This window comes from Rhizobium sp. F40D2 (genome assembly GCF_051810745.2).
Taxonomy (GTDB): domain Bacteria; phylum Pseudomonadota; class Alphaproteobacteria; order Rhizobiales; family Rhizobiaceae; genus Rhizobium.
The window spans coordinates 206,731-230,460 of sequence record NZ_JBPWQX020000002.1 but is presented as its reverse complement, the minus strand read 5'-3'; the positions used below and the strand labels follow the sequence as shown (position 1 = coordinate 230,460).

The window sequence follows — 23,730 nt, the reverse complement described above, 5'->3', positions numbered from 1 at the left end:
TGATAACGTCGTCTGCGTTCCTTTGTTTCCCCGACGATCACCTATTTGACTTACTTAAGAGGCTTTGCGAACACCGTGCCGCATAAGCATCACGCGCGATGGCAATACGGCAGCGTCAGGTATAGGATTGAGGCAAGTTCATTCTCAAGTGATTTGAACGATCAGGCGCGGAACTAGACCATGAACCGCTTTTCCCATTCCAGTCCCGCTCGTGAACGCTTTCTCGAAGCGATCCTCCGGAGTGCCATCGAATATGCGATTATCGTTGTGGATCTCGAAGGTTTCGTGACCACGTGGAATGAAGGTGCACGCCGGATCCTTGGTTGGGAAGACACGGAAATCATCGGCCAGCCCGTGGCCTTGATTTTCACGGAGAAGGACCGTGAAGGGGGGTGCCGCAAAGGGAAATGACCGCCGCTTTGACGGACGGTCATGGGGATGACGAACGATGGCACGTTCGAAAGAATGGCTCGTTGTTCTGGGCGTCGGGCCAGATGATGGCGTTGAGGTCGGATGTCGGCGAACTCGAAGGCTTCCTGAAGATCCTCAGGGATCGAACCGAGCAGAGAGAAAACGAGGAGCGCCAGCGCGTCCTGATGCACGAGCTCTCCCATCGCATCAAGAATACGCTGGCCGTCGTTCAGGCGATCATCAGCCAGTCCTTTCGAAGTGCGAGCAGCATTGCGGAAGCCGAGCAGTCGATCTCGGCGCGCATCAATGCCTATGCAAACGCCCATGATATTTTACTGCAGAAGAACTGGCTGTCGGCGACCATGGGTACGATTGTCGAGGCGACCGCAATCAATCTCGGACTTGAGCCAGACCGTATCGTAGCAAGTGGTCCTGACGTTCACCTGAACCCCCAGGCGGCGCTTTCATTCTCCCTCGTGCTGCACGAATTGGTCACGAACGCGACAAAATACGGGGCTTTGTCGGCGGACAGCGGATCTGTCAAAATCGAGTGGTCGGTGCTGCGAAAGGCCGGTGACGATCGCTTTTACCTGCTTTGGCAGGAAAGCGGCGGACCGGCTGTTGAAAGACCAAAGAGAAAGGGCTTCGGCTCGCGGCTCGTTAGAGCGAGTCTCGCCGCGTTCGGAGATGTTTCTCTCGATTACGCTCCAACAGGTATCGCCATCAGGTTCGATGCGTCGCTTCAGAAGCTGGAAGCCAAAGATTGTTCCGGCTCCCAGCTGTAAATATTTCCTCGGCGGGCCGTTCGAACCGGCGCGATACAGGCCCGTGGCATGCGGCACGAGCAGCTTGCGGCCAACAGCGCGGACGGGCGCTGAAGACGTCACGACGCTCGAACGTTATTCCGTCGAACTGCCTGGCATCTGCTTTGATCACTATGGTGGCGGGATGTTGGGACGATGGTCTTGTGGGTGCCCGGTTCGCTCGTTTCGTCTGCGCTGATGTCTGAAGCACGCTCTGCCTCCTGGGCTGTGGCGCAAAAAGTTTTTTTGGAACACACAAACCCACCGGGAACAAAGCTGGAAGATCGAGGTTCGGCGCCCACAAAGGAATCGGATCCAGGGAGGCTCTCGATGACAAATGATTTTTCCGCTCCGGTAGGAGAAGGCAGTCCGTCTGCGAACGCCTCGCCAGTGACTGACCTGAAAAACAAACTCAACGAGGATGTCAGCTCGACGAGAGAGATGATTAAGGAGGGCTCCGGCGCCGTCATCGAGAAGGTCGACGAGGTGGTTTCCGAGCAGACCCACTATGCCGCCCATCAGGTGAGCGGCATAGCAACGGCCCTCGAAAAGGTCGGGGCTGAACTGGAGGGGGCTGATCAGCGGCAGGTCGGCCGCTACGCCCGCGAAATCGGTCGCAGCATTGCCGATGTTGCCAAAAGGATCGAAGGCAAGGACCTCGGTGAAATGGCAACTTTGGCCGAGGATTTCGGGCGCAGGCAGCCAATGGCATTTCTCGGAATCGCAGCACTCGCGGGCCTAACTGCAAGTCGTTTCCTGATCGCCTCTGCAAAAAGGAACGATCAAACCCGACCGACCGGGCCATCGCAAGCGGTGAGATCAGTTTCCGGAAGCGAGGGCAATTCAAATGACTAAGATCTCGGAAAACACGCCGCTGTCCGAATTGATCAGCGGACTTCTGCGCGACGTCACTGGTCTCTTGCGAAAAGAAATCGACCTGGCCAAAACCGAAGCGGCCGAGAAGCTATCGGATGCTTTGGGCGGTGTCGAAATCCTCCTGATCGGCCTGGTTCTGGCGATCGGTGCGGTCGGCGTCCTGTTGAGTGCCATCGTCAGCGGTGTCGCCGCATTCCTCGTGGCTCAAGGGTTTGCCGAGCCGACTGCCAATGCGCTGGCGTCCGCAGCCGTCGGCGTCGTCATCGGGCTGATTGCATGGATCATGATCGCACGCGGTCTCGCCGTCTTCCGACGCAACAACCTGACGCTCGAACGAACCACGACTTCGCTTGGCCGTGACGTGCAAACCGTGAAGGATAAACTCTGATGGAAACCTCTCCAGACAAAACATCCGCTGAGCTCCAGCGAGAAATTGAGCGAGATCGGCAACGGCTTGGAGATCGAATTGACGCTATCCAGGAACGAATGTCACCCGGCCAACTGGTGGATGAGGTTCTGGCTTACGCGAGGAATAGCGGAGGCAGCGAGTTCGTCGGAAACCTTGGGCGTGCCCTTAAAGACAATCCCCTGCCTGTGGCGCTGATGGGCGTCAGTCTAGCCTGGCTGATGGCCAAAGGCGCCCCTTCGGCGACCGCATCCGCTTCTTCACGGGAACCGGAATATGAACTCTATCCCGTTCAAGGGCCGGTTCGTCGCCTTGGCCCGCCCACATCGATCGGGGGCGTGCGATACAGTCACTTCGGCGACGGCTCCGGCCGGCAACTGAAAGCGCTCACCGACGAAACGGGACGCCGCGCCGGCCATTTTATGGACGACACAGGTAAGATCTATCGCGGTTTCGTCGATGCCAGCGGAAAACAGGTCAATCAAATCCTCGACGAGACGGGGGCGATCTTCGACGCGGCATCCGGCTGGGCTGCGGAAAAATGGGAGCAAGTTAAGGCGACAGCGCACGATATAGCAGAGAGCGCGGCGGGGACGGCAAGCTCGCTGACCAGCCGAACGACATCTGCTGCGACAAATCTGCAGGAACAGGCCACGGACCTCAACACCCTGATCCTTACCCAGTTTCGCGATCAGCCGCTGGTTGGAGGGGCGTTGGCATTTGCTGTCGGAGCTGCTATTGGCGCAGCCCTTCCTAGCACGGAGACGGAAGACGAATTGGCAGGAGAGGCCTCAGACGGCGCCAAGGACGCGTTGGGCGCTCAGAGCTCCGAGCTAGTCGATCGAGGAACAGCCGCTGCATCGGACATCTATGAACGCGCAGCCAGTGTGGCATCGGACGCTCACGACGAGATCAAGGACCGCCTTTCGGAGGAGGTTGATGCGTTGAAAAGCGGAGCAGCAACCAGTCGAGATACTCCAACCCCAAGCTGACGATGTCTTTGGCGCTAGAGCGGGATGATTTTAGGTGGAATCGCAATTGGGATTCCCTTTTGGACGCAAATCAGATTCATCCTTCAGGCCGGTAAGGAGGCCGGTCTGGATGGCGAGACCTTTTTCGAATGATCTGCGAGAGCGTGTTGTCGGGGCGGTGACGCAGGAGGGGCTGTCGTGCCGGGCTGCGGCCAAACGCTTCGGTATTGGCATCAGCACCGCGATCGATTGGGTACGGCGGTTCCACACAACGGGCAGCGCAGCACCCGGCCAGATGGGCGGCCACAAGCCGCGGGCGATCTGCGGTGGCCACCGGGAATGGCTTGTCGAACGCTGCCGCGCGAGTGCGTTCACGTTGCGCGGGCTGGTCGCGGAATTGGCGGAGCGGGGTCTGGACGTGGATTACCGGTCCGTCTGGGCCTTCGTCCGGGATGAAGGGCTGAGTTATAAAAAAAGACGCTGGTCGCCAGCGAACGGGAGCGACCCGACGTCGCCGCCAGGCGGGCGCGCTGGCTGAAGCATCGCCATCGCATCGATCCGGCCCGTCTTCTCTTCATCGACGAAACCTGGACGAAGACGAACATGGCGCCGCTCAGAGGCTGGGCGCCGCGTGGCGAGCGGCTCTTGGGCAAAGCTCCTTTCGGCCATTGGAATACGATGACCTTCATCGCCGCGCTTCGAACCGACCGCGTCAGCGCACCATGGATCATTGATGGCCCCATCAACGCCGAGCGCTTCCTCATCTATGTCGAAAAGGTGCTGGTGCCAGAGCTCAAACCTGGCGACATCGTCGTGATGGACAATCTCGGCTCGCATAAAGCCAAGGCGATCCGGGTCGCCATCCGCAGGGCAGGCGCCCGACTATTCTTTCTGCCGCAATACTCCCCAGATCTCAATCCGATCGAGAAGCTCTTCGCCAAGCTCAAACACGGGCTGCGACAGGCACAGGCCAGAACCCGCAACGCCATCGACGACGCACTGGCAGCCATCCTCCAAACCGTCTCGCCAAAAGAGTGCCTAAACTACTTCAAGGAAGCCGGATATGAACGGACGTAAAATCATCCCGCTCTAAGTCGTTCACCCAAGCGAATACCAACGTTCTAGCGGTGGCGGTCGGGTTTCTCACTTGATCCAGACGGGCGATGATCGCTGCTGTGGCCTCGGCCACGGACGTGGTTGTCCACCTTCGCTTTTCGCTAGAGGGTTAGTGCCGGCGAATTTAAGAGGATGTGATCGATACGAAGCCCAGCATAGCGGGGGCAGGCGTTCAGCAGGTAGTGCCAAAGCGTCGATCGCTCGTCGGAATTCAGACGACCGAGCGCGCCCGTCACGTCGAATCGACCAGGTTTCTCTCGAACCTAAAGCAGCGACTTCTTGAGGAAAGATAACGCCTTCTGCGCGCCGGCGGTGGAAATCGTGTGACCTGTTCCCCGCTCGACGTGCAGCTCGACCTTGAAGCCGGCCGTTCCGAGCTGGGCGGCGGCGAGCCTGGAAGCGAGCGGCGGGATTGTCCTATCATCCTCGCCGTGCACGAGAAGAACGGGCACGTTCCTGCTTGCTGGCGAAACCGGCTGTGGCGGAAGAAGGCCGGAAAATCCGACGAGAGCTCCGATCTGCCAGCGACCTGAGGCAACAGCGTCGAGGGCAACGATGGCTCCCTGGGAGAGACCGACGAAGGCGATCCGGTCATGGGCGTTTCCGAAGCCTTCCCGCCGGGCGACGTCGGTGATTACGCTATCGAAGGCCTCTCTGACCGCGACAATGCGGTCGTGGTTAAGCGGATTGCCCCTCGACGCTGAACCACTGATGTCCGTAGCGATGATGATGGAAGGGAGCGTCCGGTGCCGCGAAGCGGGCGTTGGGGAGGCCGGCGATCCAGGAAGAGGCCAACGGCATAAGCTGTGCCCCAGACGCGCCTATGCCATGGAGTAAGATGATCAACGAGTGTTCAGTCAATTGCCCTCGCTCAAGATTGCCGGACAAGCCGAGGGCGCTCGACCCGATATCGGGAGCGCCTTCGCGCGATTGGACGGCCGCAGGCTCGTTGGTTCGGGCCATTGTCAAAATCAGAGCGTCTTGGCTTTCGTCTCCATCCAGGACCTGTGTTTCTCCTCGTCCTGATGAGCCTTCATGAAAAACGCCTTCGAGGCGGGGATGGCATCCTCATGACGGATCGCCCGCTCGTAGGCAGTCACCGTGTCGTCTTCATTCGTCTTCATCGCTTTCAAGATCGCGGCGTCACCCATGAGGTCGGCTAGCGCGATCTTGCCGGTCGTCAGCATCTGCTTCATGTCCCCTTCTGTCGGAGCTTCGATACCGAGTTCCCGTGCCATTGCCGTCAGGACCTGAACGTGCTGCAGGTGGTCTTCCTTGAAGACGGAAATCTGGCTGGCGAACTCCCGGCTGTCGAGGCGCTCAATGCAGGAGTCATACGCGGCGATCGCGTCGTGCTCGAGGTACAGCAGGTTCTTCACAAGATCCTTGATGTCCGCCTCGTTACCTACCATCGTGACCATGTCGTTCTCCTTTGGTTAGGGAGATCAGGGAACGGGGTTCGGGAACTCTTGTTCCAGCCGTAGGTGGAGCGTCCTGTATCGTACAGTTTTTTCGTGGGCTCCGCGCTGAAACTCCAGCCGTTCCGATGGTTTGACGTTGTTGATGCCGCCGCATCTTCAATGCAAGATGGAGAGATCATGCCCCTCGAACGCGAGCACTTCGAGTATATCGGTCATGACCAATGAAGGCTGAGATCTGCCGCTCTCTTGACGAGGGAACGCTCCTGGCTGGTGGACGAAAAAATCGCCTTCCTCGAGGAGTTCAGCAGGCTGCTTGTCAGCGGACGCGAACCATCCGTCAAGCAAGGCAAGGCGCCTCCGCAGCATCGCTGATGCAGTTCGGGCGCGGAATGATCCGCGCCCTTCGAGGACATTCACATAGAGGATTGAAGCTACTTCGAGTTCTTGTGGCTCTGCTCGCCGGCTTTGACGTGCTGCTCGTGGGAGCCACCCTGCTTGCCTGACGAGGCGCCTGTCTTTGCCGACGAAGCGCCCTTGGCTGCGCCCGACTTCGAGCCGCCTTTGGAATGCGATGTGTCTGTGGATGCCATGATTGTATTCCTCCTTGAGACCTTGATGACCTCGGGAAGTGAACTTTGATGAGAAGATCATGTTCCCAATAATTTTGATTTTACGAGACGGCCACACTGCATCCGCAATGAATGCGCTGGTCACCGACGTCTTTCAGTCCGAGCAGCCGCCGAGGGTGGAAGCTCGTCTGCCCCACCTTCTTCTGTCTGCCGTCGTTAATTCGCCGGAGTCATGGTTTTTGGATCGGTTACGTCTGCGCCCTCTCGCTCCGTGGCCTCGTGCTGCTCCTTGGCTCCCAGTGATCTTCATCTGGTCCTCCGGGCGGCCTTCGTTCGTTAGAGGCGCGGTCGATTTGACATGACGCACCTGCCGGGATTCCGGGCCTTGATCGACCCGCCGCAGCGGACATTGGCTACCGGGTTTTCTCCGTCCCCGCCGGCGTCGTAACCTGCGTCGGGCCACCACCGTTACCGCTCGGGCTTGGAGACCGGTCCGTGGCTTCAGGCGGACGGCTACTGCCGTCGGCGGCGTTGTTGTCAAAGGTACCCGCGCCGGAAGGCTGCGCGTTGATCGGATCGGGCGTCGTCGATGCGGTCGGCTTCGCATCTCGATCGATACTCTCGCCCCATATTTCGACGCCTCCCCACGCCAGCAATGCGAGTAGAATACCGAAGACAAGAACGGCGAACACGGGCTTTCCATAGCTCCCTTGCCTGGCTTCGGTGGCGGTTTCCGTGACCCTGGGCGCTCCGGGATCGTTGCGGTTGGTGACCATATTAAATCTCCTCAAGATGAGCCCGTAGACTTGTCGATCTCCTCGAGAACAAGCCTGATTTCCCGGATGGGGTTGCGCTGTGCGTCGAAGACTTCGATGGACAACATATTGTATTCGCTAGCCGGGACACCCTCCGCCGCCATTTCGGACAGGGCCCTTCGCGCCTCTTTGATCGCCGCTTCGGCGGAATCGAAATCGTACGCCATTTCCATTGGGCGAACGCCTTCATGATCGAGCAGTTGGAAATAGAACATCGCCATCGCCGGCCTCAATATCCGCCGACGATCGGCAAAATCTCGCCGGTGATGTAGCTCGACATCTGCGGGGAGGCGAGGAAGACGTAGGCGGGCGCGATCTCCTCGGGTTGCGCCGCACGCTTCATTGGCGTCTGACTGCCGAATTTGGCAACGTCATCGGCCTGCTTGTCCGAAGGGTTCAATGGCGTCCAGACGGGTCCCGGCGCCACGGCATTGACCCGAATGCCCTTTGGAACGAGTTGGCTTGAGAGAGCCTTGGTGAAAGCATGGATACCACCCTTGGTCATTGAGTAGTCCAGCAGCTCCTTCGATCCTTCCAGTCCTGTGACCGATCCCGTGTTGATGATCGCCGACCCCTTCGTCAGGTGAGGTATGGCCGCCTTCGCCATGTAGAAGTAGCCGTAAAGGTTGGTTTTCAGCGTCTCATCAAAGTGCTCGTCGGTCAGGTCCTCGATGTCGGCGGTGTGGACCTGGAACGCGGCATTGTTTACGAGTACATCGAGGCGCGAGAGGTGCTTGGCAGTCCTTTGGACAGCGTCGCGGCAGAACTCCGGATCCTTCACGTCACCCTTGATGACGAGGCATTCGCGGCCCTCCTTTTCGATAGCCGCCTTCGTGTCGGCCGCATCCCGATCCTCGTCGAGATGAACGATGGCGATGTCGGCGCCCTCCCTTGCAAACAGAATCGCCACGGAACGGCCGATGCCGGAATCGCCACCTGTTATGAGGGCGACCTTGTCCTTTAGCTTTCCCGAGCCTTCGTAGAACGGCGCGTCGTACATTGGGGCGAGCGGAAGATCAGCCTCCGAGCCGGGCTTGTCCTGATGCACTTTCGGAAACGGTGGTTCGGGATAGTGCCGAGCGCCAGCCTGCATCGCGCCGGTCGCCTTTGATTTCGCTTTCTCGTCGGCCTTTTCGACCTCAGCCTGGATATCGCGTTGCTTGGCAGTGGTGGCTTTTGATGACATCTCGCTCTCCTCTTCTCCTTGGAAGGCAACGTTGGGGGCGCAAAAAGGTCCCGATGGCGTGCAGCAAAAAGACCGGTTTCTGGTGACACGGTTGGCGCGGGCACGTTCGGTGCAATCTTCTCACTCGCCAAAGACAATCATTTTCCTGCGACGGATTCTGACCCGCCCTCGAAGGCACCGTCGTTCTCTGCGGTAGCTGTCGTAGAAGGGAACGAATGGAAAGGCGCCCTTGCGGGACCTCGGTTCCGACACTCGGGCGATGGCTTAGATGATCCGTTTCGCGAACGATCCGGATCGTTTTCAAGGCTCGGTTTTTTTCATGCAATAAACCATGACCTCTTGCTCAATTTCACGGCAAACCTGTTCGTACTCGTTGATCAGTGTCTGTTGCCTGGGATGTTGCCTTTGGAAGCGGTCCAGAGCATTGGAGGCAAGATCATAAGCCTCAAAAATCTCCCCCAACGCCTCACTATATCGATCTGCCAACGCATGACGGAGCTCGGGGAGCCTCAACATCAGTTTCCTCCGTCCAGCCTCTTTGCCCATCGATTAGCTCCGCGGTTACACCTGCGAGGCACCCGAACCGTGCGAACGGCAAATCGTTCCCTCATAGATCTATAGAACCTCGACATGGACGATTCAGCAGGTTCGTTTTGACATCGAGGCGTGGGCTTCGAAGGAAGTGCGGTGAACGCCGAGGTGCAAAGAGGACGAAGTCTCATCTTTCGCCAGGCTGGTCGTTGCCGTCGCATCGGAATGGGGCTCATCGGCAAAGGTTTCTTTCATTCCGGCTGTCTTGATCGGTCGCGATCCTGTCCGGGAGCACGCTCTTGCGCCTGAAGATGTATGGCGGACCCGTTCCGCCGCGTCTGGCTCGGGCGAGGGATTCCAACCGCAAAGGCGGTTGCGCCTATACCGAAACGGAGGCGACCGTTGGGCACTCGGGATGTCCGGTCGCGGCCGCAAGGACGGCTCATCAGAGGGAACGAAAGCCAGACGGCTTGGTTAGGTTTTCGAATGCGGCGTCTTACCCTGGTGCCGCACGATTGACATCTAGCGGAGGAGCATGTTGTGAACGTTTTGATTTTCAGCAGAGTAAGAAATAATCGAGACGCTCCCGATGCCGCCTTCGTGACCACGGATGGCGATAATCGAAAGCTCTACAGGTTTGCGCTGCAATACAATATGGGCGGAAAGAGCTGGGCGAGCGAAATATGGGCATATTCGGCTAAAGATGCCGAAGAGCGCGTGGCAGCGATGCGCCGTTCGCTGACAATGTGCGGCCAGCTTTACGGCGAGGTGGAAGCGTAAAAGCATTGAGCCAGCAAAGCGGAACCCCTAAAATACTTTAGCCACTGCTTCCGCTTGACGTCGATATGAGACCTGATCTGCCTTGCCTCGGCCCCTTCTGCTTTTCCACCGTGCTGGGCCTACATACCCATCTTTTGTGGATCGCACGACAAAGCGCACACCTCATTAGCGGCCACACGTAAAGCGGCACGCCGATGACGTGGCCTGGCCGACCAGGCCGCGCCGGCGTGGCAACGAGTACGCTTCTGCAGTTAGTTCGTGCGGAGGCCGCCCCATCTCCCCTAAAAGCGGACATCGGTCACCGGGATCAGACTTTGGTCCGCTATCGTACAGCAACGAAGAGCTCCAACGCAGCTTTCCTTCTCATCATAGGAGGGAAAAATGACCTCATTCCCAATTCGCTCTGCGTCAAATTGTAAAAGCAAAACCGCTCTCGAATCGGAGATCGTCCAGTTGACGCCGGCGTTGCGTGCCTTTGCCCGACGGTTCCTGCGCAGCGAAGACGATATCGATGATCTTGTGCAGGAAACTCTGGTAAAGGCATTGAACTCGCTCCACCTCTACCGACCAGGCACCTCTCTCAAATCCTGGCTGTTCACCATCCTGCGAAATACGTTTTGCACCAATTACCGCCGACAGAAACGCGAGCCGACCGCAATGGAAGCGGCAATGGAACAGGTCTCGATTGCGCCGAGCCAGGAGTGGGCGCTGCGCGAGCGCGAGCTTGAACATGCGCTGACGCAACTTCCAGACGACAGGCGCCGCGCGCTGATACTGGTCGCGACCGGGACGAGCTATGAGGACGCTGCACGGCTGTGCGGGTGCCGGATCGGTACTTTGAAAAGCCGCGTCAACCGTGCCCGCGGGTCTTTGCTGTCAATGCTCGGGGATAACTACGACTGAACGTCCCGCGAAGGGGCCTGTCGAAGGCCCAGCACTGTACGCAAGGCTTCCAGCCAGCTTCAGTGCCGTGGAGCCACCCGACGCCGGAATTTTCCGCCCGCCTCCATGGATCAGTTCCCGACGAACAGGCCGACGCGCATAAAGCGCCCCGATGCCTCCGCATGGAACAGTTTGGTCTCTGTCGGAGTTCGGCGTGACGGAATGTCGGTCGGGAATTCCTGCGCAGAAATTGTCGAGAGGCGAAAATGTCAGCGAGATCAAAAAATCGTCCTAAAATCGGTAAAGGCAGCCATGCAGCAGGCGGTTGGGGAGCCGCCCGATCTACGGGAGAAATCCTTCTGCGCGAGCACGTGCCGCGATCCGGACCGTCGCTGCTTGCCCATCAAAACAAGGCCGACGGTTATATGTGCGTCAGCTGCGCCTGGGCCAAGCCTGCCAAGCCTCATCCGATGGAATTTTGCGAAAACGGTGCGAAGGCGACCGCCTGGGAGATCACCAGCCGGCGTGCCGACCGCGCTTTTTTCGCAGCCCACACCTTGCAGGAGCTGGAAGGATGGAGCGATCACGATCTTGAAGAGCAAGGCCGCCTCACTCACCCGATGCGGTGGAACAGCGAAACCGACAAATACGAGCCGGTGAGCTGGGCCGAAGCCTTCGAAGAAATCGGCAGCGAGCTTCGGTCGCTTGCTCCGCAGCAGGTCGATTTTTACACTTCCGGACGGGCATCACTGGAAACGGCCTACATGTACCAGCTGCTTGCCCGCATCTTCGGCAGCAATAACCTGCCCGACTCCTCCAACATGTGTCACGAGAGCTCCTCGGTCGCGCTCCCGGAGAGTATCGGCTCCCCCGTTGGGACGGCGATCCTTTCCGATTTCGAAAACTGCGACTGCATTTTCTATATGGCCCAGAACGTCAACACCTCCTCTCCGAGGATGCTTCACGACCTGCAGGATGCAGTCGACAGAGGCGTAAAGATCGTCACCTTCAACCCGTTGCGTGAACCGGGCCTCGAACATTTCATCAATCCGCAAATGCCGAGCCAGATGCTGACTGGCCGCTCAACGCCGATCTCCTCGGAATATTACCAGGTGCGGAACGGTGGCGACATTGCAGCACTCTTCGGCGTCTGCAAGGCGCTGATCGAAGCTGACGATGCCCTGAAGGCATCTGGCATGAGTAAGGTCGCTGGCACCGATGCCGTGCCAAAAGATCCGTCAAATGCGGCAACGGTCGCCTTTGCCGCCTCGATGGCGGCAGCTGACAAGAGGCATGTGCTGGATCATGATTTCATCCAGACACACACTGCGGGTTTCGAAGAATTCGCCGCTGCTGCGCGCGGACACGACTGGGCGGAGTTGGAGCGCGTGTCTGGTCTGACCCGCGCGCAGATGACCCAGGCAGCACACACCTATGCCAAGGCCGAAGCCGTGCTGATGATTTACGGCATGGGACTGACCCAGCATGTGATGGGCGTCCAGAATGTTCATATGGTGGCCAATCTCGCTCTTTTACGCGGCAATGTCGGCAAACCCGGCGCCAATATCTGTGCTGTGCGAGGTCACTCGAACGTTCAGGGTCAGCGCACGGTGGGGATAACCGAAAAGCCTGGCCTTGCGCCGCTCGACAAGCTCTCGGAACTCTACCAGTTCGAGCCGCCGACCTGGGAGGGTCGCTCGACCGTCGACACCTGCAATGCAATCATGCAAGGCGAAGCCAAGGCTTTTGTCAGCCTTGGCGGTAATTTCCTGCGCGCCGTCCCGGAAACGGACGCGATGGAAGAAGGATGGCGAAAGCTCCGACTGAGCGTCCAGATCGCCACTAAGCTCAACCGCAGCCATGTCGTCCATGGCGAGATCGCCTATCTCTTGCCCTGTCTCGGCCGGCTTGAGATCGACGAACAGGCAAGCGGCCCGCAGGCCGTCTCCATCGAAAGCTCGGTGGCGCATTTCCACGGATCGCGGGGAAGGGCTAAGCCCGCAAGCAAGGAGCTGCTTTCGGAGCCTGCGATCATCGCCGGCATTGCAAAAGCAACGCTGACAAAGGGCCAGGTCCCCTGGGACGAATGGGTGGGCGATTATTCCAAAATTCGCGATTCAATCGAAAGGACTTATCCCGAAACTTTCAGAGACTTCAACAAACGCATGTTCCAGCCGGGCGGCTTTCCGCGGCCGGTGCCGGCCCGGCAGCGCAAATTCGCCACATCCAACAAGAAAGCCAATTTCATAACGCCGCCGCAGCTCTTTCCGGCTTTCGACATCAACCCGGCCGCCGCCGAAGTTCTCAATCTCGCTACGTTGCGCTCGAACGACCAGTTCAACACGACGATCTACGGTTACGGCGACCGCTACCGCGGCGTGGATGGCACCAGAAAGGTCGTTTTCATGAACGAAGAAGACATCGAGCGGCTGGGTTTTAAGGACGGCGACTTGGTGGACCTGACCACCGCTATCGACTATGCCACGGCGCGCCGTGTCACCGGCTTCAGGGTCGCCCGGCACGACATGCCGAAGGGATGCTGCGCGGCCTATTACCCCGAAGCCAACCCGCTTTTTCCGCTGGGCCATCATGACGCCAAGGCAAAGACCCCATCCTACAAGCTGTTGCCGGTGAGCCTCAGCCTCTCCGACACCCCGTCGCCATCCTGATCCACGAGCTGCGGCGATGAGCGAGACCAGACGTTTCCATTGGCTTGCGGCAGGAACGCTTCTCTGCATGCTGCTGATCGGCGCGACGATCGGCTGGGCACGACACCCCCGCCAATACCGGGCCGATCCGCCGGTCACCTCAGCACTCGATCAGTTCAAGCTGATGCCCGACCGCATCGGCGGCACGCCGCCGGACGTCTATTTCGCGCTTAACAAACCCTATGAGACGACCGCCTATGATCTGAGCCAGGGCAAACGTCTTTATTCCTGGTTCGGCTGCTCTAGTTGCCATGGAGATGGACGCGGTGGAACCGGTCCCTCCTTTCTCGACGGGTGGTGGTTCTACGGTTCTGAAATGGTGTCGGTCGTGGCATCCATTCGCGATGGCCGGCCCCACGGCATGCCACCCTTCGGGAAGAAGATGACGAGCGACCAGATCTGGCAGCTCGCCGGCTATGTCAGGACGATCGGTGCCTATTCGGCGCCTTACACTGCACCGAGCCGGAATGACGACAAGCATACCAGACCGTCCGAGAACCGCGCACCGGCCGCGGGACTTTTTGAGGAAGGACCGGCCGGCGTCCGCTCCGATCGAGGTGTCCAGCCTTGAAAATCGCCCCGGCCTGCGTGCTGTTACTCTCTGGTTGTGCCGGCGCGCAATCGGCGCTCGATGCGGACGGACCGTCCGCCTTGGCAATCCAAAACCTCATATTTCTGTTCTTCACGGTCTGCGGCGTCGTTTTTGTGCTGGTCATGGGCGTTATGGTCTGGGCTCTCGTTCGTGGAAGAAACGAGCCCGCTCGCAGACCGCAGACCGAGCATTCCATGGGCAGGGTCGTCGCCGGCGCAGTCGTTGCGACGTTCCTCGTCATAGCCTTCCTGACAGCCGCCAGCTTCTACGCAACGCCGAGCCTCGATCGGGGGAAGGGTGATCCGCCGACGATCCTCGTTCGGGGCCAGCAATGGTGGTGGCAGTTTTCCTATCTCGACGCCGATCCTGCAAAGGCCTTCCAGACCGCCAACGAGCTGCATATCCCCGTTGGGACAGATGTGCGCCTGCGCCTGGAGGCAAGCGATGTCATCCATTCCTTTTGGGTGCCAAACCTCACCGGAAAGCAGGACCTGGTCCCCGGACGTGAAAATGTGCTGACGCTGAAGGCCGCCAAACCCGGCGTCTACCGCGGCCAATGCGCCGAATTCTGCGGCCTGCAGCATAGTCATATGGCATTGCTGGTTATCGCCGAGGAGCCCGCGGACTATGCTCGATGGCTGGACGTGCAAAGGGGGCTAGCCACCGCGCCGACTGATGGAGAAGCGGCGGCGGGAAAGCTCGTGTTCATGAGCAAGTCCTGCGCCGCTTGCCATACGATCCGCGGCACGGAGGCAGCCGGCACCACAGGCCCCGACCTGACCCACGTCGGCAGCCGGAGTACGATCGGCGCGGGATTGCTGGATAATACACGGGGATCGGTTGCCGCATGGATTGCCGATCCGCAAACCCTTAAGCCGGGAAACAACATGCCGCTGGTCCCCGTCACAAGCGAAGAGCTGCGCCAGCTGAGCGCCTATATGAAGGGGCTCCAATGACATGGTTTGGTAAAACTCCCTCACCTGCCGATCTGGCTGCCGGCGACGAAAAGGCCGAAGCCTTGCTCCGGCGCACATGGTCGACGCCGGAAGGCGTGCTGGCTGCGCTCTCGACCGTTGACCACAAGATCATCGGCCGGCGTTATATTGCCACAGCCTTCGTGTTTCTGATGCTCGGCGGCGTCCTGGCGTTGACCATGCGCCTCCAGCTCGCCTTCCCGGAGGCCCGCTTCATCAGCGCAGACCGTTACAACCAGATCTTCACCGTACACGGGAGCAACATGATGTTCCTGTTTGCCGTCCCGGTGATGGAGGCGATGGCGGTCTATCTGGTTCCCCTGATGGTCGGCACCCGCAACATCGCCTTTCCCAGGCTGAATGCCTTCTCCTACTGGATCTTTCTCGCCGGCGGGTTGCTTTTGTGGACTTCGCTGGCACTCGACACTGCCCCCGATGTCGGATGGTTTGCTTACGTGCCACTGGCGGGGCCCCAATACGGTCTGGGCAAGCGGGCAGACATCTGGGCCCAGATGATCACCTTCACGGAAGTCTCAGCCCTTGCCGTTGCCGTCGAGATCGTCGTGACGGTCTTTAAAATGCGTGCACCCGGCATGTCGCTCGACCGGATCCCGATCTTTGTCTGGTCGATGCTTGTCACCGCCTTTCTGGTCATCATGGCAATGCCGGCGATCATGCTCGCCAGCTCGTCGCTCATTCTCGACCGGCTGGTCGGCACGCAGTTCTTCAATCCGGCAGAAGGCGGCGATGCCCTTCTCTGGCAGCATCTGTTCTGGTTCTTCGGGCATCCGGAGGTCTATATCATCTTCCTGCCTGCCGTCGGCATGGTCTCGGCGATGATCTCGACCTTCACGCAACGCCCGACCTTCGGCTATTTGCCGCTGGTGCTGGCGATGCTTGCAACCGGTGTCCTTGCCTTCGGTCTATGGGTGCACCACATGTTCGTGGCGGGCCTGCCGCGCGTCGGCAGCAGCTTCTTCACTGCATCGAGCATGGCAATCGCCATTCCGGCAGGGACCCAGATTTTCTGCTGGCTGGCAACGCTTTGGGACGGCCGCCCCATCTTCAAGACACCGATGCTGTTCATCATCGGCTTCCTCATTACCTTCGTCATCGGCGGGTTGACCGGCGTCATGGTGGCATCGGTGCCTTTCGATACCCAGGTCCATGACACCTATTTTGTCGTGGCGCATTTTCATTATGTGCTAATCGGAGGTTCGGTCTTCCCGCTCATCGGGGCGATCTATTATTGGTTCCCGAAGATGACCGGCCGGATGATGAGCGAGAGGCTTGGCCGCTGGGCCTTCGGGCTGATCTTCACAGGCTTCCACCTCACCTTCTTCCCGATGCATATGCTGGGCCTGCAAGGCATGCCACGGCGCGTCTACACCTATCCGCCAGAGCTGCCCTGGGCGGGTCTGAACCTCTTCGTCAGCCTCAGTGCCGTCATCCTGGCCGCCGGATTCCTGGTGTTTTTCATCGACGTCCTGCGTAGTGTCCGACATGGGCCTCCGGCCGGCCCCAATCCATGGAACGCCTCGACATTGGAATGGGCAATGCCCTCGCCCCCGCCGCCTTATAATTTCCGGCACATTCCTCTGGTCGAATCCCTGGAGCCGCTCTGGACGTCGGGTGAGGCGCTTCCGGTGGCAACGGGATTGCGGCTCGATCGGCGTGAACTGGTCGTCAGCAGCGTCACAGCAGGCGAACCGGAAGCACGGGAATCCTCGCCGGCCGATTCCATCTGGCCATTTCTAGCAGCCATCGCCACGAGCATCATGCTGATTGCCTCGATCTTCAGCCCCTGGGCGGTCGTCTGGGGAGCCATCCCCGTGGCGATCACCCTCACCGGGTGGTTCTGGCCCAAGCAAACGCCGGAGGACGAGTCGTGAAGGAACGTATAGCGCTCGATCTGTCAAAACTTTCCCCGCATGGCATGGGCAGCGCGAGCCTGACCTTCTGGGGCACCAGCGCCTTCATGCTGATCGAAGGCACGGGCTTTGCTTTGGCGATCGCGGTCTATTTCTACCTGATGAGCCTGGCGCCACAGTGGCCGATCAAAGCCCCGCCTCCGGACCTTCTTGCCGGCACGATCCTGACCTTGCTGCTTCTTTTAAGCGTGGTGCCGAATATGCTGGTATCGCGATGGGCAAAGCAGAGGGACCTCCGCAAGGTACGGGTGGGACTGGTGGTCATGGCTATTCTCGGCCTTCTACCCCTCATACCCCGCGCCTTCGAATTTCCTGCGCTTCATATCAGCTGGGACGACAACGCCTATGGATCGATCGCCTGGACCCTGCTCGGCCTGCATACGACTCACATCGTCACCGACATCGTCGATACGGTCGTTCTTGCCTGCCTGATGTTTTCAAAGCACGGAGACAATGCCCGGCGCTACGGCGACGTCGAGGACAACGCGCTCTACTGGAACTTTGTCGTCCTGACTTGGCTTCCCCTTTACGGATGCATCTATTGGGTGCCGCGGCTATGAAAGCTGGGAGCCCGATCCTATTCTTTCTGACCCTTACGGTAAGCCAGCCGGCGGTTGCGCATGAAGGCCATGCGCATTCGACCTCGCTTCCATGGACGACCGATCCCTGGATAGTTGCGCCACTTGGTCTCAGCGCAATCCTCTATAGCTACGGCAGCCTTCGCTTCCGGACGCGGTCCCCGGCTGGCCGACGCGCCTTGGGCCGTCGGGCTTTGACCTTCTGCATTGGGTGGCTCGTTCTTGCCGGTGCGCTTGTCTCGCCGCTGCATTGGCTAGGAGAACAGCTGTTTGCCGTCCATATGGTCGAGCACGAACTGGTCATGGCGGTTTCAGCGCCGCTCATCGTCTTGGCGCGCCCGGCAGCGATGCTGCTCTGGGGACTTCCGAAGGGGATCAGGCGCGGGGCCGGACAGGCCCTTGCCACCAGGACGGTGCGCAGGACATGGACTTTCCTCAGCCGCGGCACGGCTCCAACGTTGGTCCATGGCATTGCGATCTGGGCATGGCACGCGCCGGTTCTCTTCGACGCAGCGATCGAAAGCGTTTCCCTCCACCGCCTGCAGCATCTTTGTTTTTTTGCAACCGCCATCCTGTTCTGGTGGTCTGTCATCTGGAAGACCAACAGGGGACTTGCCGCATGGCACCTCTTTCTGACCATGCTGCACATGAGCATTCTTGGCGCCCTGATCGCGCTTTCGCCGAAGGTACTTTATGGCCTGCAGACGCAAACCTCCGGGGATTGGGGGCTCTCGCCGCTTGAAGACCAGCAGATGGCCGGCCTGGTCATGTGGGTTCCCGGCGGGATCGTCTACGCCGCTGCGGCGCTTGCCTTGGTAGCTCTTTGGATCACGGATTCGACAAAGGGAGGTGCAGGTGGAACACGCATCGTTGCTTCGTAGCCCGCTTCGCCCCGTCGTCGTCGTCGGTGCCTGTGCGCTGAGCCTTATCGCAACGTTGATATTGACCGACATCTATCGCGTGCGATCCGAAAAGCTCGCGAGTGCGATCGCCCTGACTAAGGGCAATCCCAATCGTGCCGCGGTGATCTTTCGTCGATACGGGTGCAGTGGATGTCATACCATCCCCGGTATCGACGGTGCGGACGGCAAGGTTGGAGGCGATCTCTCCGGCCTGCGCGAGCGGGTCTATATTGCCGGCGTGCTCAACAATTCAGCCGATAATCTGGTTGGCTGGATCGTTGCGCCCCAGAGCTATTCTCCCAAGACTGCGATGCCGACGACCGGCATATCGGAAAAGGAAGCGCGTGACCTCGCGGCCTATCTCTACGCGCATTAGAAACAAGCACTTTCGGCCGGAGCTCCTTACCGAGGTCGTTCGTAACGACGTTTGCGCGTCTGCAATATTTTGTTGCCATCGCACAAAGCAAGGAGGAGGATCAGCGGTAAGCGTGCCTCACGACGTCACATTCCTCATCGAGCAGCGCTTACCTGTATCCCAAGCTTGATAATAAGCGCATGATCTTCGTTTGGGAGAAAGGACGTCGAGATGGACAGATGTATTGTCGAAAAACATCTGCAGCAGGCGCTGGAGCATGTGGCCCTGGGAGGACAGCACATCGCGCGCCAGCGCGAGATCGTGGCTCAGCTGACGAACCGCGGCTCGGACGCCAGCGACGCGCGACGGCTTCTGGAGGTCTTTGAGGAGTCGCAGCTCTTGCATGTCGCTCACCTTGATAGGCTGAAAGCGGAGTTGATTTCCATGCGATGAGAAGCATGTTTACCGGCTCAAGCCGGGTCGAAGGGTAGCGGCGATGGATCCGCAGAGGATCGCGCGCGCTCAATTGCCAGGCTGGGCTCGCCTTGAAATCTCGATAGCAGACTGCACCGCTTCCAATAATTTCGTGATGTCGACGGGCTTGGCGCAGCAGGCAACCGACTTGAACCTTACCGGTAAAACAGAGGGATCATAGCCGGTGGTGAACACGAACGGGATATGGCGCTTCAGAAGCGTATCGGCAACCGGATATACCGGCTCCCCATGAAGATTGACGTCCAAGACAGCTGCGTCAAGAACATCCGATGCCGCCAGCAGCTCAACAGCACGGGTTAGAGATTGCGCCGGTCCAATGACAATGGCGCCTGCGTCGGTCAGTTCCTGGGACAGATCCTCTGCCAGCATGAATTCGTCCTCGACGACGAGGACGCGGTATCCGAAGAGCGTCCGTTCAGCCATGATGAGCAACCTCGAACAGGTTGCTGAGGGAAACAGGGATTGCGATTGTGCAATGGACCCCATCCTCATCAAGCACATAAGACGTCTTCGCATCGAGCTGGTAAGGCAGCGCGCGCTCGATCAGCTCACGACCCTGGCCGCCTCCTTGTGGGCCAGAACCGGCGGGCGGCATCTTCACCTGGCTTTCCCGCCAATCGACGTGCAGCCATGGCTTGCCGTCTTCGCCTTGTTTTTCGACACGCCAAAGGATTGCCAGATGGGCCTGAGGTTGGCTAAGCGCCCCATACTTAACGGCATTGGTCGCAAGCTCGTGCATCGACAGTGCCAATGTCTGGACAGTCGTCGATCGAAGCCTGACACCGTCTGGACCTTGCAAGATAACTCGGCTCGCCTCGCCTTCCGCCACGCCGTGAGATGCCAGTTCGGAGCGGATAAGCTGATCGAAGGTGATGCGATCCCCATCCTGCAGCCGCGATAAGAATCCCTGCACCCGCGCCATGACATCCAGCCGGTCGCGGAACTTCTTGTGGAAATCTGCCAGATCTGTGCTGGTACGCAGGGTCTTGTCGGCCATCGACCGGACGACTGCCATGAGGTTTCGCGTGCGGTGCTGAAGCTCGCCGACAAGGACTCTCATACGATCGGCAGAAACCTTTTCATCGGTGATATCGCGGCCGATACCGCCGATCTGGGTAAAATCTCCTTCCTCGCGGAAAAGCGGGAACTCGGCGTTACGCAACCATCGGATTTCGTGGTCAGAGGCGCGCCTGATGCGGTACTCGTATTCCGAACGCTCCCCTTTACGCACGCGACGAATTTCGGAAAGCGCCTGTTCCCGGTCTTCAGGGATGATCAACTCTACCCAATTGCGAAAATTGTTGTCCGTGAGGGCCTGATGCCGCTCGACACCGTAGATGGTCTCGAAGGCAGGCGCGAGATAGTTCCATTGCAGCGTGTCGGCATCGCGAATCCATAAAACGTCGGAAGAAGCTTCGCCAAACAGCCGGAACTGCTCCTCCTCCTGGCGCAAAGCTGCCTGTGCCAGTTTTCTTGCCGAGATGTCGATGCAGAACTCAGCGGTCGTCCCGTCGCCAAGATCGCGTCCGGCAAACAACATCCAGCGACGGGTGCCATCGGCGAGGAGATACTCCTTTTCATATGGGCCCATGCGGCCCGTTTCCTTCAGAGTTTTAATCTGCAATTCAGTTTCGGCGATATGCTCCGCCGGGGTCAGCCGGCGCCAGTGAAGCTCCGGGCGACCCAATTGGGAGCGCCTGTAACCGGACATCTGCAAGAAAATTTCGTTGGCGTCGACGATCACGCCTTCCTCATTGAGAAAAACCACGCCGACCGCATCAGTCTCCAGAACGCGCTGCAGGCGTTCTTCGCTGCGTCGAAGCGCCATCTCCGCCTCGTAGGTCGCCGTCAGGTCTGTGAAGGTAACGACAGCTCCGCCGATATAATTATCAACGCTGCGATACGGCAGTGCGCGGGCTGCGTAGTGCCGGTTCTCTGTGGGGTCGCTGACCTTCCGATCCACGGGCATCAGCGTTCCCAGAACAAGCCGGACATCATCCAGAAGTTCCGGATAAGCGACCCGCGAGACGACGTGGTCGAGCGGCCGCCCGACGTCGGTCTCGAGCAGGTGGAAAATTTCGGTTGCGGCCGGTGTGAAGCTTCTGACCCGCAGATCATTATCGAGGAACACCGTCGCGATCTGGGTGGCCTCGAGGAGGTTCTTCAAGTCTGAATTTGCACGATCCAGTTCAGCGACCCGGTGCGCAAGTTCGCCGTTGACGGTCTGCAGCTCCTCATTGACAGACTGCAGTTCCTCCTTGGAGGTTTCCATCTCCTCGTTGGCCGACTGCAGCTCCTCGTTGATCGACTGGTATTCTTCGTTGGACGACTTGAGTTCCTCGTTTGTGGATTCGAGCTCCTCGATGGTCGCCTGGAGCCGATCGCGCGTCAGGCGCAAGTCGGTCTCAAGACGCTGGACGTGCTCTTCGCTCGTCAGCCGTCCTCCGTCCGGCGCCGCGCCCTCGGCCGCCTGCCCTGCGTCTTGAAACAGCACGATCAGCGAGGTGACGTCGCCGCTGCCAAGGGGTTCGACGATGATATTGACGGTGTAGCTGCGATCGTCCTGGTGCAACAGCACCCTCGGCACTTCCACCTTGACGGCTTCGGCCGTGGCGCGCTGCAGGGCGGATCGCAAATCGAGCCGAAGATCGCGATGGGCAAGGCTCAGAAGGTTGAGTGTCGCCGTTCCTGACGTCGGTTCGAGATAGCGACCCGTGCGTCCTGAGAAATGGAGAACGTCATAGTGCGAATCGACGACCACATAGGCTGGTGCAAAGCGCTCTGCGACGACCTCTGCCTGCCGGCTGATCGTGGCCGATAGCCGGCCGGTCTGGAGCATCGGCGCCGGTGGCGAGAACGGATGGTCGGGGCTGCGCGGACGGGGGCTGAGCGGGAAGTCCGGAATGATCCGGGTTGCCGTTTCCAGCCTCCGAAACAGGCGGTTCTTGCGGTCGACCGGCGCAAAAAGCTTGGCGTGGCGGGTTACATTCTCCGACGATCCCAAAAACAGGATGCCGCTCGGCCGGAGAGCAAAGTGGAAGATCGGCATGACCCTGTTTTGTAATTCATTGTCGAGATAGATCAGCAGGTTTCTGCACGACAGGATGTCGATGCGGGAAAATGGTGCATCCTTGACGATGTTATGCGGTGAGAAGATACACATCTCGCGCAACTCCTTAACAACGCAATATGTGTCGCCTTCTCGCACGAACCAGCGCGCCAGCCGCTCGGGCCGTACATGAGAGGTGATCGCAGCCGAATAGCGGCCAGCGCGCGCAATTCCCAGTGCGCGTGCGTCAAGGTCCGTCGCAAAAATCTGCACTTCCGGAGGGTAATCCAGGGTAGCAACGTGCTCGCGAAGCAGCATTGCGATCGAATAGGCTTCTTCACCGGTCGCGCAACCCAGCACCCAGACGCGAAATTTGTCACTCGCCTTCTTGCCTTCGAACAGTTTCGGAATCTCGCGCTCGAGCGCTTCAAACTCGGCCGGATCTCGAAAAAACTGGGTGACACCGATCAGCAGATCTTGAAACAAGTCTTGGACTTCATCTCGGTTGGCGCGCAATCGCTCGATATAAGCATCGATGCTGCCGATCTGCAGCACCTGCATGCGTCTGTGCACGCGTCGGGTGAATGTCCCACGTTTATATCCGTGAAAGTCGTGGCTCGTGACGTTGCGGAGAACGGTGGCGATCTGCGTGATTTGCGCCTCGAGCGCGCCCGGGGCTTCATCGCCCATTCCAGCGTCTTCATTCTCGTTGACATTACTCGCGTGAAGGGCGATCTGGTTAGCAATGCTCTGGGCGGGGAGACGCAGATCCGCGATCGCCACCGCCCCTCTTCCGTCTTCGAAAGACGCATTTGCGGTTTCACCAATCTCCACGATCGACAGTCCGCCGAAGTTCTTGGTTGCCGCGACCGCAGCGGTGCCGTCATTGTCAAGCCCCAGCAGCACAACAACGATCGCCCGCTCTCCCGCATGCTCTGCCAAAGAAATCAGCATCGTGTCGACGGTCCCCCGGTGGCCGACTGGTTCGGAGGCCGGACGGACGCGGATATGACCGTCCTCGAGCGTCACGACATCGTCCGATCCACTGATATAGATGTGGTTCTGGAGGAGCCGCGCACCGTCGGCTGCGACCGTCACTGAAAGCCTGTTCTGCCGCCCGAGCAATCCAAGTACGGTCGCGGTGCTAAGGCCCTTCTGCTGGCGTACTGCCACAAGATAGGATGCGCTCAATCCTACATCGACTTCTGAAAATATCTGTTCGAGCGAGCTCAGCGACTGCTCTGAGACCGCGATACCGACGATCACGAGCGGCTGTACGTGGCGATCCGGTTGCGCCGCGCCTGCCCCTTGCTCGTTATACTCCTGTTCCTCGTAGGCCATTATCAATCCATATCTCAGTTTGCGGCCGACCCTAAACA

The 23,730-nt window shown here is 59.2% G+C and carries 24 protein-coding genes and 1 pseudogene; 15 read left to right on the top strand and 10 right to left on the bottom strand.

Going from position 1 to position 23,730, the window contains the following annotated elements; genetic code table 11:
* Positions 1–180: 180 nt before the first annotated feature.
* The 5 genes and pseudogenes from ACS4RS_RS25790 (at position 181) to ACS4RS_RS25770 (ending at position 4,544) form a co-directional block, all read left to right on the top strand.
* A pseudogene (locus ACS4RS_RS25790) lies at positions 181–1,196 on the top strand (sensor histidine kinase).
* Between the two features lie 348 nt (positions 1,197–1,544).
* Complete coding sequence (locus tag ACS4RS_RS25785; RefSeq protein WP_449314093.1) at positions 1,545–2,069, top strand: nutrient deprivation-induced protein; 525 nt, start codon at positions 1,545–1,547, stop codon at positions 2,067–2,069.
* A complete protein-coding gene (locus ACS4RS_RS25780; RefSeq protein ID WP_184377937.1) occupies positions 2,062–2,478 on the top strand; it encodes a phage holin family protein in 417 nt (138 codons plus the stop codon). The genes ACS4RS_RS25785 and ACS4RS_RS25780 overlap by 8 nt, the downstream gene beginning before the upstream one ends.
* A complete protein-coding gene (locus ACS4RS_RS25775) occupies positions 2,478–3,488 on the top strand; it encodes a DUF3618 domain-containing protein (protein WP_439012886.1) in 1,011 nt (336 codons plus the stop codon). The genes ACS4RS_RS25780 and ACS4RS_RS25775 overlap by 1 nt, the downstream gene beginning before the upstream one ends.
* A 109-nt stretch (positions 3,489–3,597) precedes the next feature.
* Positions 3,598–4,544, top strand: a protein-coding gene (locus tag ACS4RS_RS25770; RefSeq protein WP_439009225.1) for an IS630 family transposase whose coding sequence is annotated in 2 segments (ribosomal slippage) — positions 3,598–3,936 and positions 3,939–4,544 — 945 coding nt in all. Because the reading frame shifts where the segments join, the coding sequence is not laid out codon by codon here.
* Between the two features lie 302 nt (positions 4,545–4,846).
* On the opposite strand, the gene ACS4RS_RS25765 is transcribed toward ACS4RS_RS25770, so the two are convergent.
* The 8 genes from ACS4RS_RS25765 to ACS4RS_RS25730 form a co-directional block, all read right to left on the bottom strand.
* The gene (locus tag ACS4RS_RS25765) at positions 4,847–5,140 is read right to left on the bottom strand and encodes an alpha/beta hydrolase (RefSeq protein WP_449314092.1); all 294 of its coding nucleotides are present in this window, start codon (positions 5,138–5,140) and stop codon (positions 4,847–4,849) included.
* 121 nt (positions 5,141–5,261) lie between these two features.
* The gene (locus ACS4RS_RS25760; RefSeq protein WP_449314082.1) at positions 5,262–5,546 is read right to left on the bottom strand and encodes a hypothetical protein; all 285 of its coding nucleotides are present in this window, start codon (positions 5,544–5,546) and stop codon (positions 5,262–5,264) included.
* 8 nt (positions 5,547–5,554) lie between these two features.
* Positions 5,555–6,004, bottom strand: a complete 450-nt coding sequence (locus tag ACS4RS_RS25755) for a DUF2383 domain-containing protein (RefSeq protein ID WP_439012884.1) — start codon at positions 6,002–6,004, stop codon at positions 5,555–5,557.
* A gap of 431 nt (positions 6,005–6,435) precedes the next feature.
* Entirely contained in the window at positions 6,436–6,594 is a 159-nt protein-coding gene (locus ACS4RS_RS25750) for a hypothetical protein (RefSeq protein ID WP_439012883.1), read from the bottom strand.
* A gap of 392 nt (positions 6,595–6,986) precedes the next feature.
* A complete protein-coding gene (locus ACS4RS_RS25745) occupies positions 6,987–7,349 on the bottom strand; it encodes a hypothetical protein (protein ID WP_439012882.1) in 363 nt (120 codons plus the stop codon).
* Positions 7,350–7,360: 11 nt separating this feature from the next.
* Entirely contained in the window at positions 7,361–7,609 is a 249-nt protein-coding gene (locus ACS4RS_RS25740) for a DUF6894 family protein (protein WP_439012881.1), read from the bottom strand.
* A gap of 8 nt (positions 7,610–7,617) precedes the next feature.
* Positions 7,618–8,574, bottom strand: a complete 957-nt coding sequence (locus ACS4RS_RS25735; protein WP_439012880.1) for an SDR family oxidoreductase — start codon at positions 8,572–8,574, stop codon at positions 7,618–7,620.
* A gap of 300 nt (positions 8,575–8,874) precedes the next feature.
* Positions 8,875–9,120, bottom strand: coding sequence for a hypothetical protein (locus ACS4RS_RS25730; RefSeq protein WP_449314081.1), 246 nt, complete (start codon positions 9,118–9,120; stop codon positions 8,875–8,877).
* A 525-nt stretch (positions 9,121–9,645) separates the two neighbouring features.
* Here ACS4RS_RS25730 and ACS4RS_RS25725 point away from each other — a divergent pair.
* From ACS4RS_RS25725 to ACS4RS_RS25680, 10 genes are all read left to right on the top strand, one after another.
* Positions 9,646–9,885 carry a hypothetical protein gene (locus ACS4RS_RS25725; RefSeq protein WP_439012878.1) on the top strand — a complete coding sequence of 80 codons (240 nt, stop codon included), beginning with the start codon at positions 9,646–9,648 and terminating at the stop codon, positions 9,883–9,885.
* Positions 9,886–10,266: 381 nt separating this feature from the next.
* Entirely contained in the window at positions 10,267–10,788 is a 522-nt protein-coding gene (locus ACS4RS_RS25720) for a sigma-70 family RNA polymerase sigma factor (protein ID WP_439012877.1), read from the top strand.
* Positions 10,789–11,033: 245 nt separating this feature from the next.
* A complete protein-coding gene (locus ACS4RS_RS25715) occupies positions 11,034–13,436 on the top strand; it encodes an FdhF/YdeP family oxidoreductase (protein WP_439012876.1) in 2,403 nt (800 codons plus the stop codon).
* A 16-nt stretch (positions 13,437–13,452) separates the two neighbouring features.
* The gene (locus tag ACS4RS_RS25710) at positions 13,453–14,046 is read left to right on the top strand and encodes a c-type cytochrome (RefSeq protein ID WP_439012875.1); all 594 of its coding nucleotides are present in this window, start codon (positions 13,453–13,455) and stop codon (positions 14,044–14,046) included.
* Positions 14,043–15,023, top strand: coding sequence for a cytochrome c oxidase subunit II (coxB, locus tag ACS4RS_RS25705; protein ID WP_449314080.1), 981 nt, complete (start codon positions 14,043–14,045; stop codon positions 15,021–15,023). Before ACS4RS_RS25710 ends, coxB begins: the two co-directional genes overlap by 4 nt.
* A complete protein-coding gene (gene ctaD / locus ACS4RS_RS25700; RefSeq protein WP_439012874.1) occupies positions 15,020–16,933 on the top strand; it encodes a cytochrome c oxidase subunit I in 1,914 nt (637 codons plus the stop codon). Before coxB ends, ctaD begins: the two co-directional genes overlap by 4 nt.
* On the top strand, positions 16,930–17,532 hold the full coding sequence (locus ACS4RS_RS25695; protein ID WP_449314079.1) for a cytochrome c oxidase subunit 3: 603 nt from the start codon (positions 16,930–16,932) through the stop codon (positions 17,530–17,532). Before ctaD ends, ACS4RS_RS25695 begins: the two co-directional genes overlap by 4 nt.
* Positions 17,529–18,431, top strand: a complete 903-nt coding sequence (locus tag ACS4RS_RS25690; protein WP_439012872.1) for a cytochrome c oxidase assembly protein — start codon at positions 17,529–17,531, stop codon at positions 18,429–18,431. The genes ACS4RS_RS25695 and ACS4RS_RS25690 overlap by 4 nt, the downstream gene beginning before the upstream one ends.
* Positions 18,406–18,828, top strand: coding sequence for a c-type cytochrome (locus ACS4RS_RS25685; protein WP_439012871.1), 423 nt, complete (start codon positions 18,406–18,408; stop codon positions 18,826–18,828). The genes ACS4RS_RS25690 and ACS4RS_RS25685 overlap by 26 nt, the downstream gene beginning before the upstream one ends.
* 210 nt (positions 18,829–19,038) lie before the next feature.
* A complete protein-coding gene (locus ACS4RS_RS25680) occupies positions 19,039–19,260 on the top strand; it encodes a hypothetical protein (protein WP_439012870.1) in 222 nt (73 codons plus the stop codon).
* 69 nt (positions 19,261–19,329) lie between these two features.
* Here ACS4RS_RS25680 and ACS4RS_RS25675 read toward each other — a convergent pair whose 3' ends face one another.
* Entirely contained in the window at positions 19,330–19,725 is a 396-nt protein-coding gene (locus ACS4RS_RS25675) for a response regulator (RefSeq protein ID WP_439012869.1), read from the bottom strand.
* Positions 19,718–23,692, bottom strand: coding sequence for a CheR family methyltransferase (locus tag ACS4RS_RS25670; protein WP_439012868.1), 3,975 nt, complete (start codon positions 23,690–23,692; stop codon positions 19,718–19,720). Before ACS4RS_RS25670 ends, ACS4RS_RS25675 begins: the two co-directional genes overlap by 8 nt.
* Positions 23,693–23,730 lie beyond the last annotated feature (38 nt).

Bases quoted from the DNA above. Each gene is read 5' to 3' on its own strand.
- ACS4RS_RS25750 (WP_439012883.1), bottom strand. From the start codon at position 6,594: ATGGCATCCACAGACACATCGCATTCCAAAGGCGGCTCGAAGTCGGGC.
- ACS4RS_RS25720 (WP_439012877.1), top strand. From the start codon at position 10,267: ATGACCTCATTCCCAATTCGCTCTGCGTCAAATTGTAAAAGCAAAACC.
- ACS4RS_RS25715 (WP_439012876.1), top strand. From the start codon at position 11,034: ATGTCAGCGAGATCAAAAAATCGTCCTAAAATCGGTAAAGGCAGCCAT.
- ACS4RS_RS25670 (WP_439012868.1), bottom strand. From the start codon at position 23,692: ATGGCCTACGAGGAACAGGAGTATAACGAGCAAGGGGCAGGCGCGGCG.
- ACS4RS_RS25745 (WP_439012882.1), bottom strand. From the start codon at position 7,349: ATGGTCACCAACCGCAACGATCCCGGAGCGCCCAGGGTCACGGAAACC.
- ACS4RS_RS25755 (WP_439012884.1), bottom strand. From the start codon at position 6,004: ATGGTCACGATGGTAGGTAACGAGGCGGACATCAAGGATCTTGTGAAG.
- ACS4RS_RS25675 (WP_439012869.1), bottom strand. From the start codon at position 19,725: ATGGCTGAACGGACGCTCTTCGGATACCGCGTCCTCGTCGTCGAGGAC.
- ACS4RS_RS25735 (WP_439012880.1), bottom strand. From the start codon at position 8,574: ATGTCATCAAAAGCCACCACTGCCAAGCAACGCGATATCCAGGCTGAG.
- ctaD (WP_439012874.1), top strand. From the start codon at position 15,020: ATGACATGGTTTGGTAAAACTCCCTCACCTGCCGATCTGGCTGCCGGC.
- ACS4RS_RS25785 (WP_449314093.1), top strand. From the start codon at position 1,545: ATGACAAATGATTTTTCCGCTCCGGTAGGAGAAGGCAGTCCGTCTGCG.
- ACS4RS_RS25690 (WP_439012872.1), top strand. From the start codon at position 17,529: ATGAAAGCTGGGAGCCCGATCCTATTCTTTCTGACCCTTACGGTAAGC.
- ACS4RS_RS25780 (WP_184377937.1), top strand. From the start codon at position 2,062: ATGACTAAGATCTCGGAAAACACGCCGCTGTCCGAATTGATCAGCGGA.
- ACS4RS_RS25775 (WP_439012886.1), top strand. From the start codon at position 2,478: ATGGAAACCTCTCCAGACAAAACATCCGCTGAGCTCCAGCGAGAAATT.
- ACS4RS_RS25760 (WP_449314082.1), bottom strand. From the start codon at position 5,546: ATGGCCCGAACCAACGAGCCTGCGGCCGTCCAATCGCGCGAAGGCGCT.
- ACS4RS_RS25680 (WP_439012870.1), top strand. From the start codon at position 19,039: ATGGACAGATGTATTGTCGAAAAACATCTGCAGCAGGCGCTGGAGCAT.
- ACS4RS_RS25710 (WP_439012875.1), top strand. From the start codon at position 13,453: ATGAGCGAGACCAGACGTTTCCATTGGCTTGCGGCAGGAACGCTTCTC.
- ACS4RS_RS25730 (WP_449314081.1), bottom strand. From the start codon at position 9,120: ATGGGCAAAGAGGCTGGACGGAGGAAACTGATGTTGAGGCTCCCCGAG.
- ACS4RS_RS25740 (WP_439012881.1), bottom strand. From the start codon at position 7,609: ATGGCGATGTTCTATTTCCAACTGCTCGATCATGAAGGCGTTCGCCCA.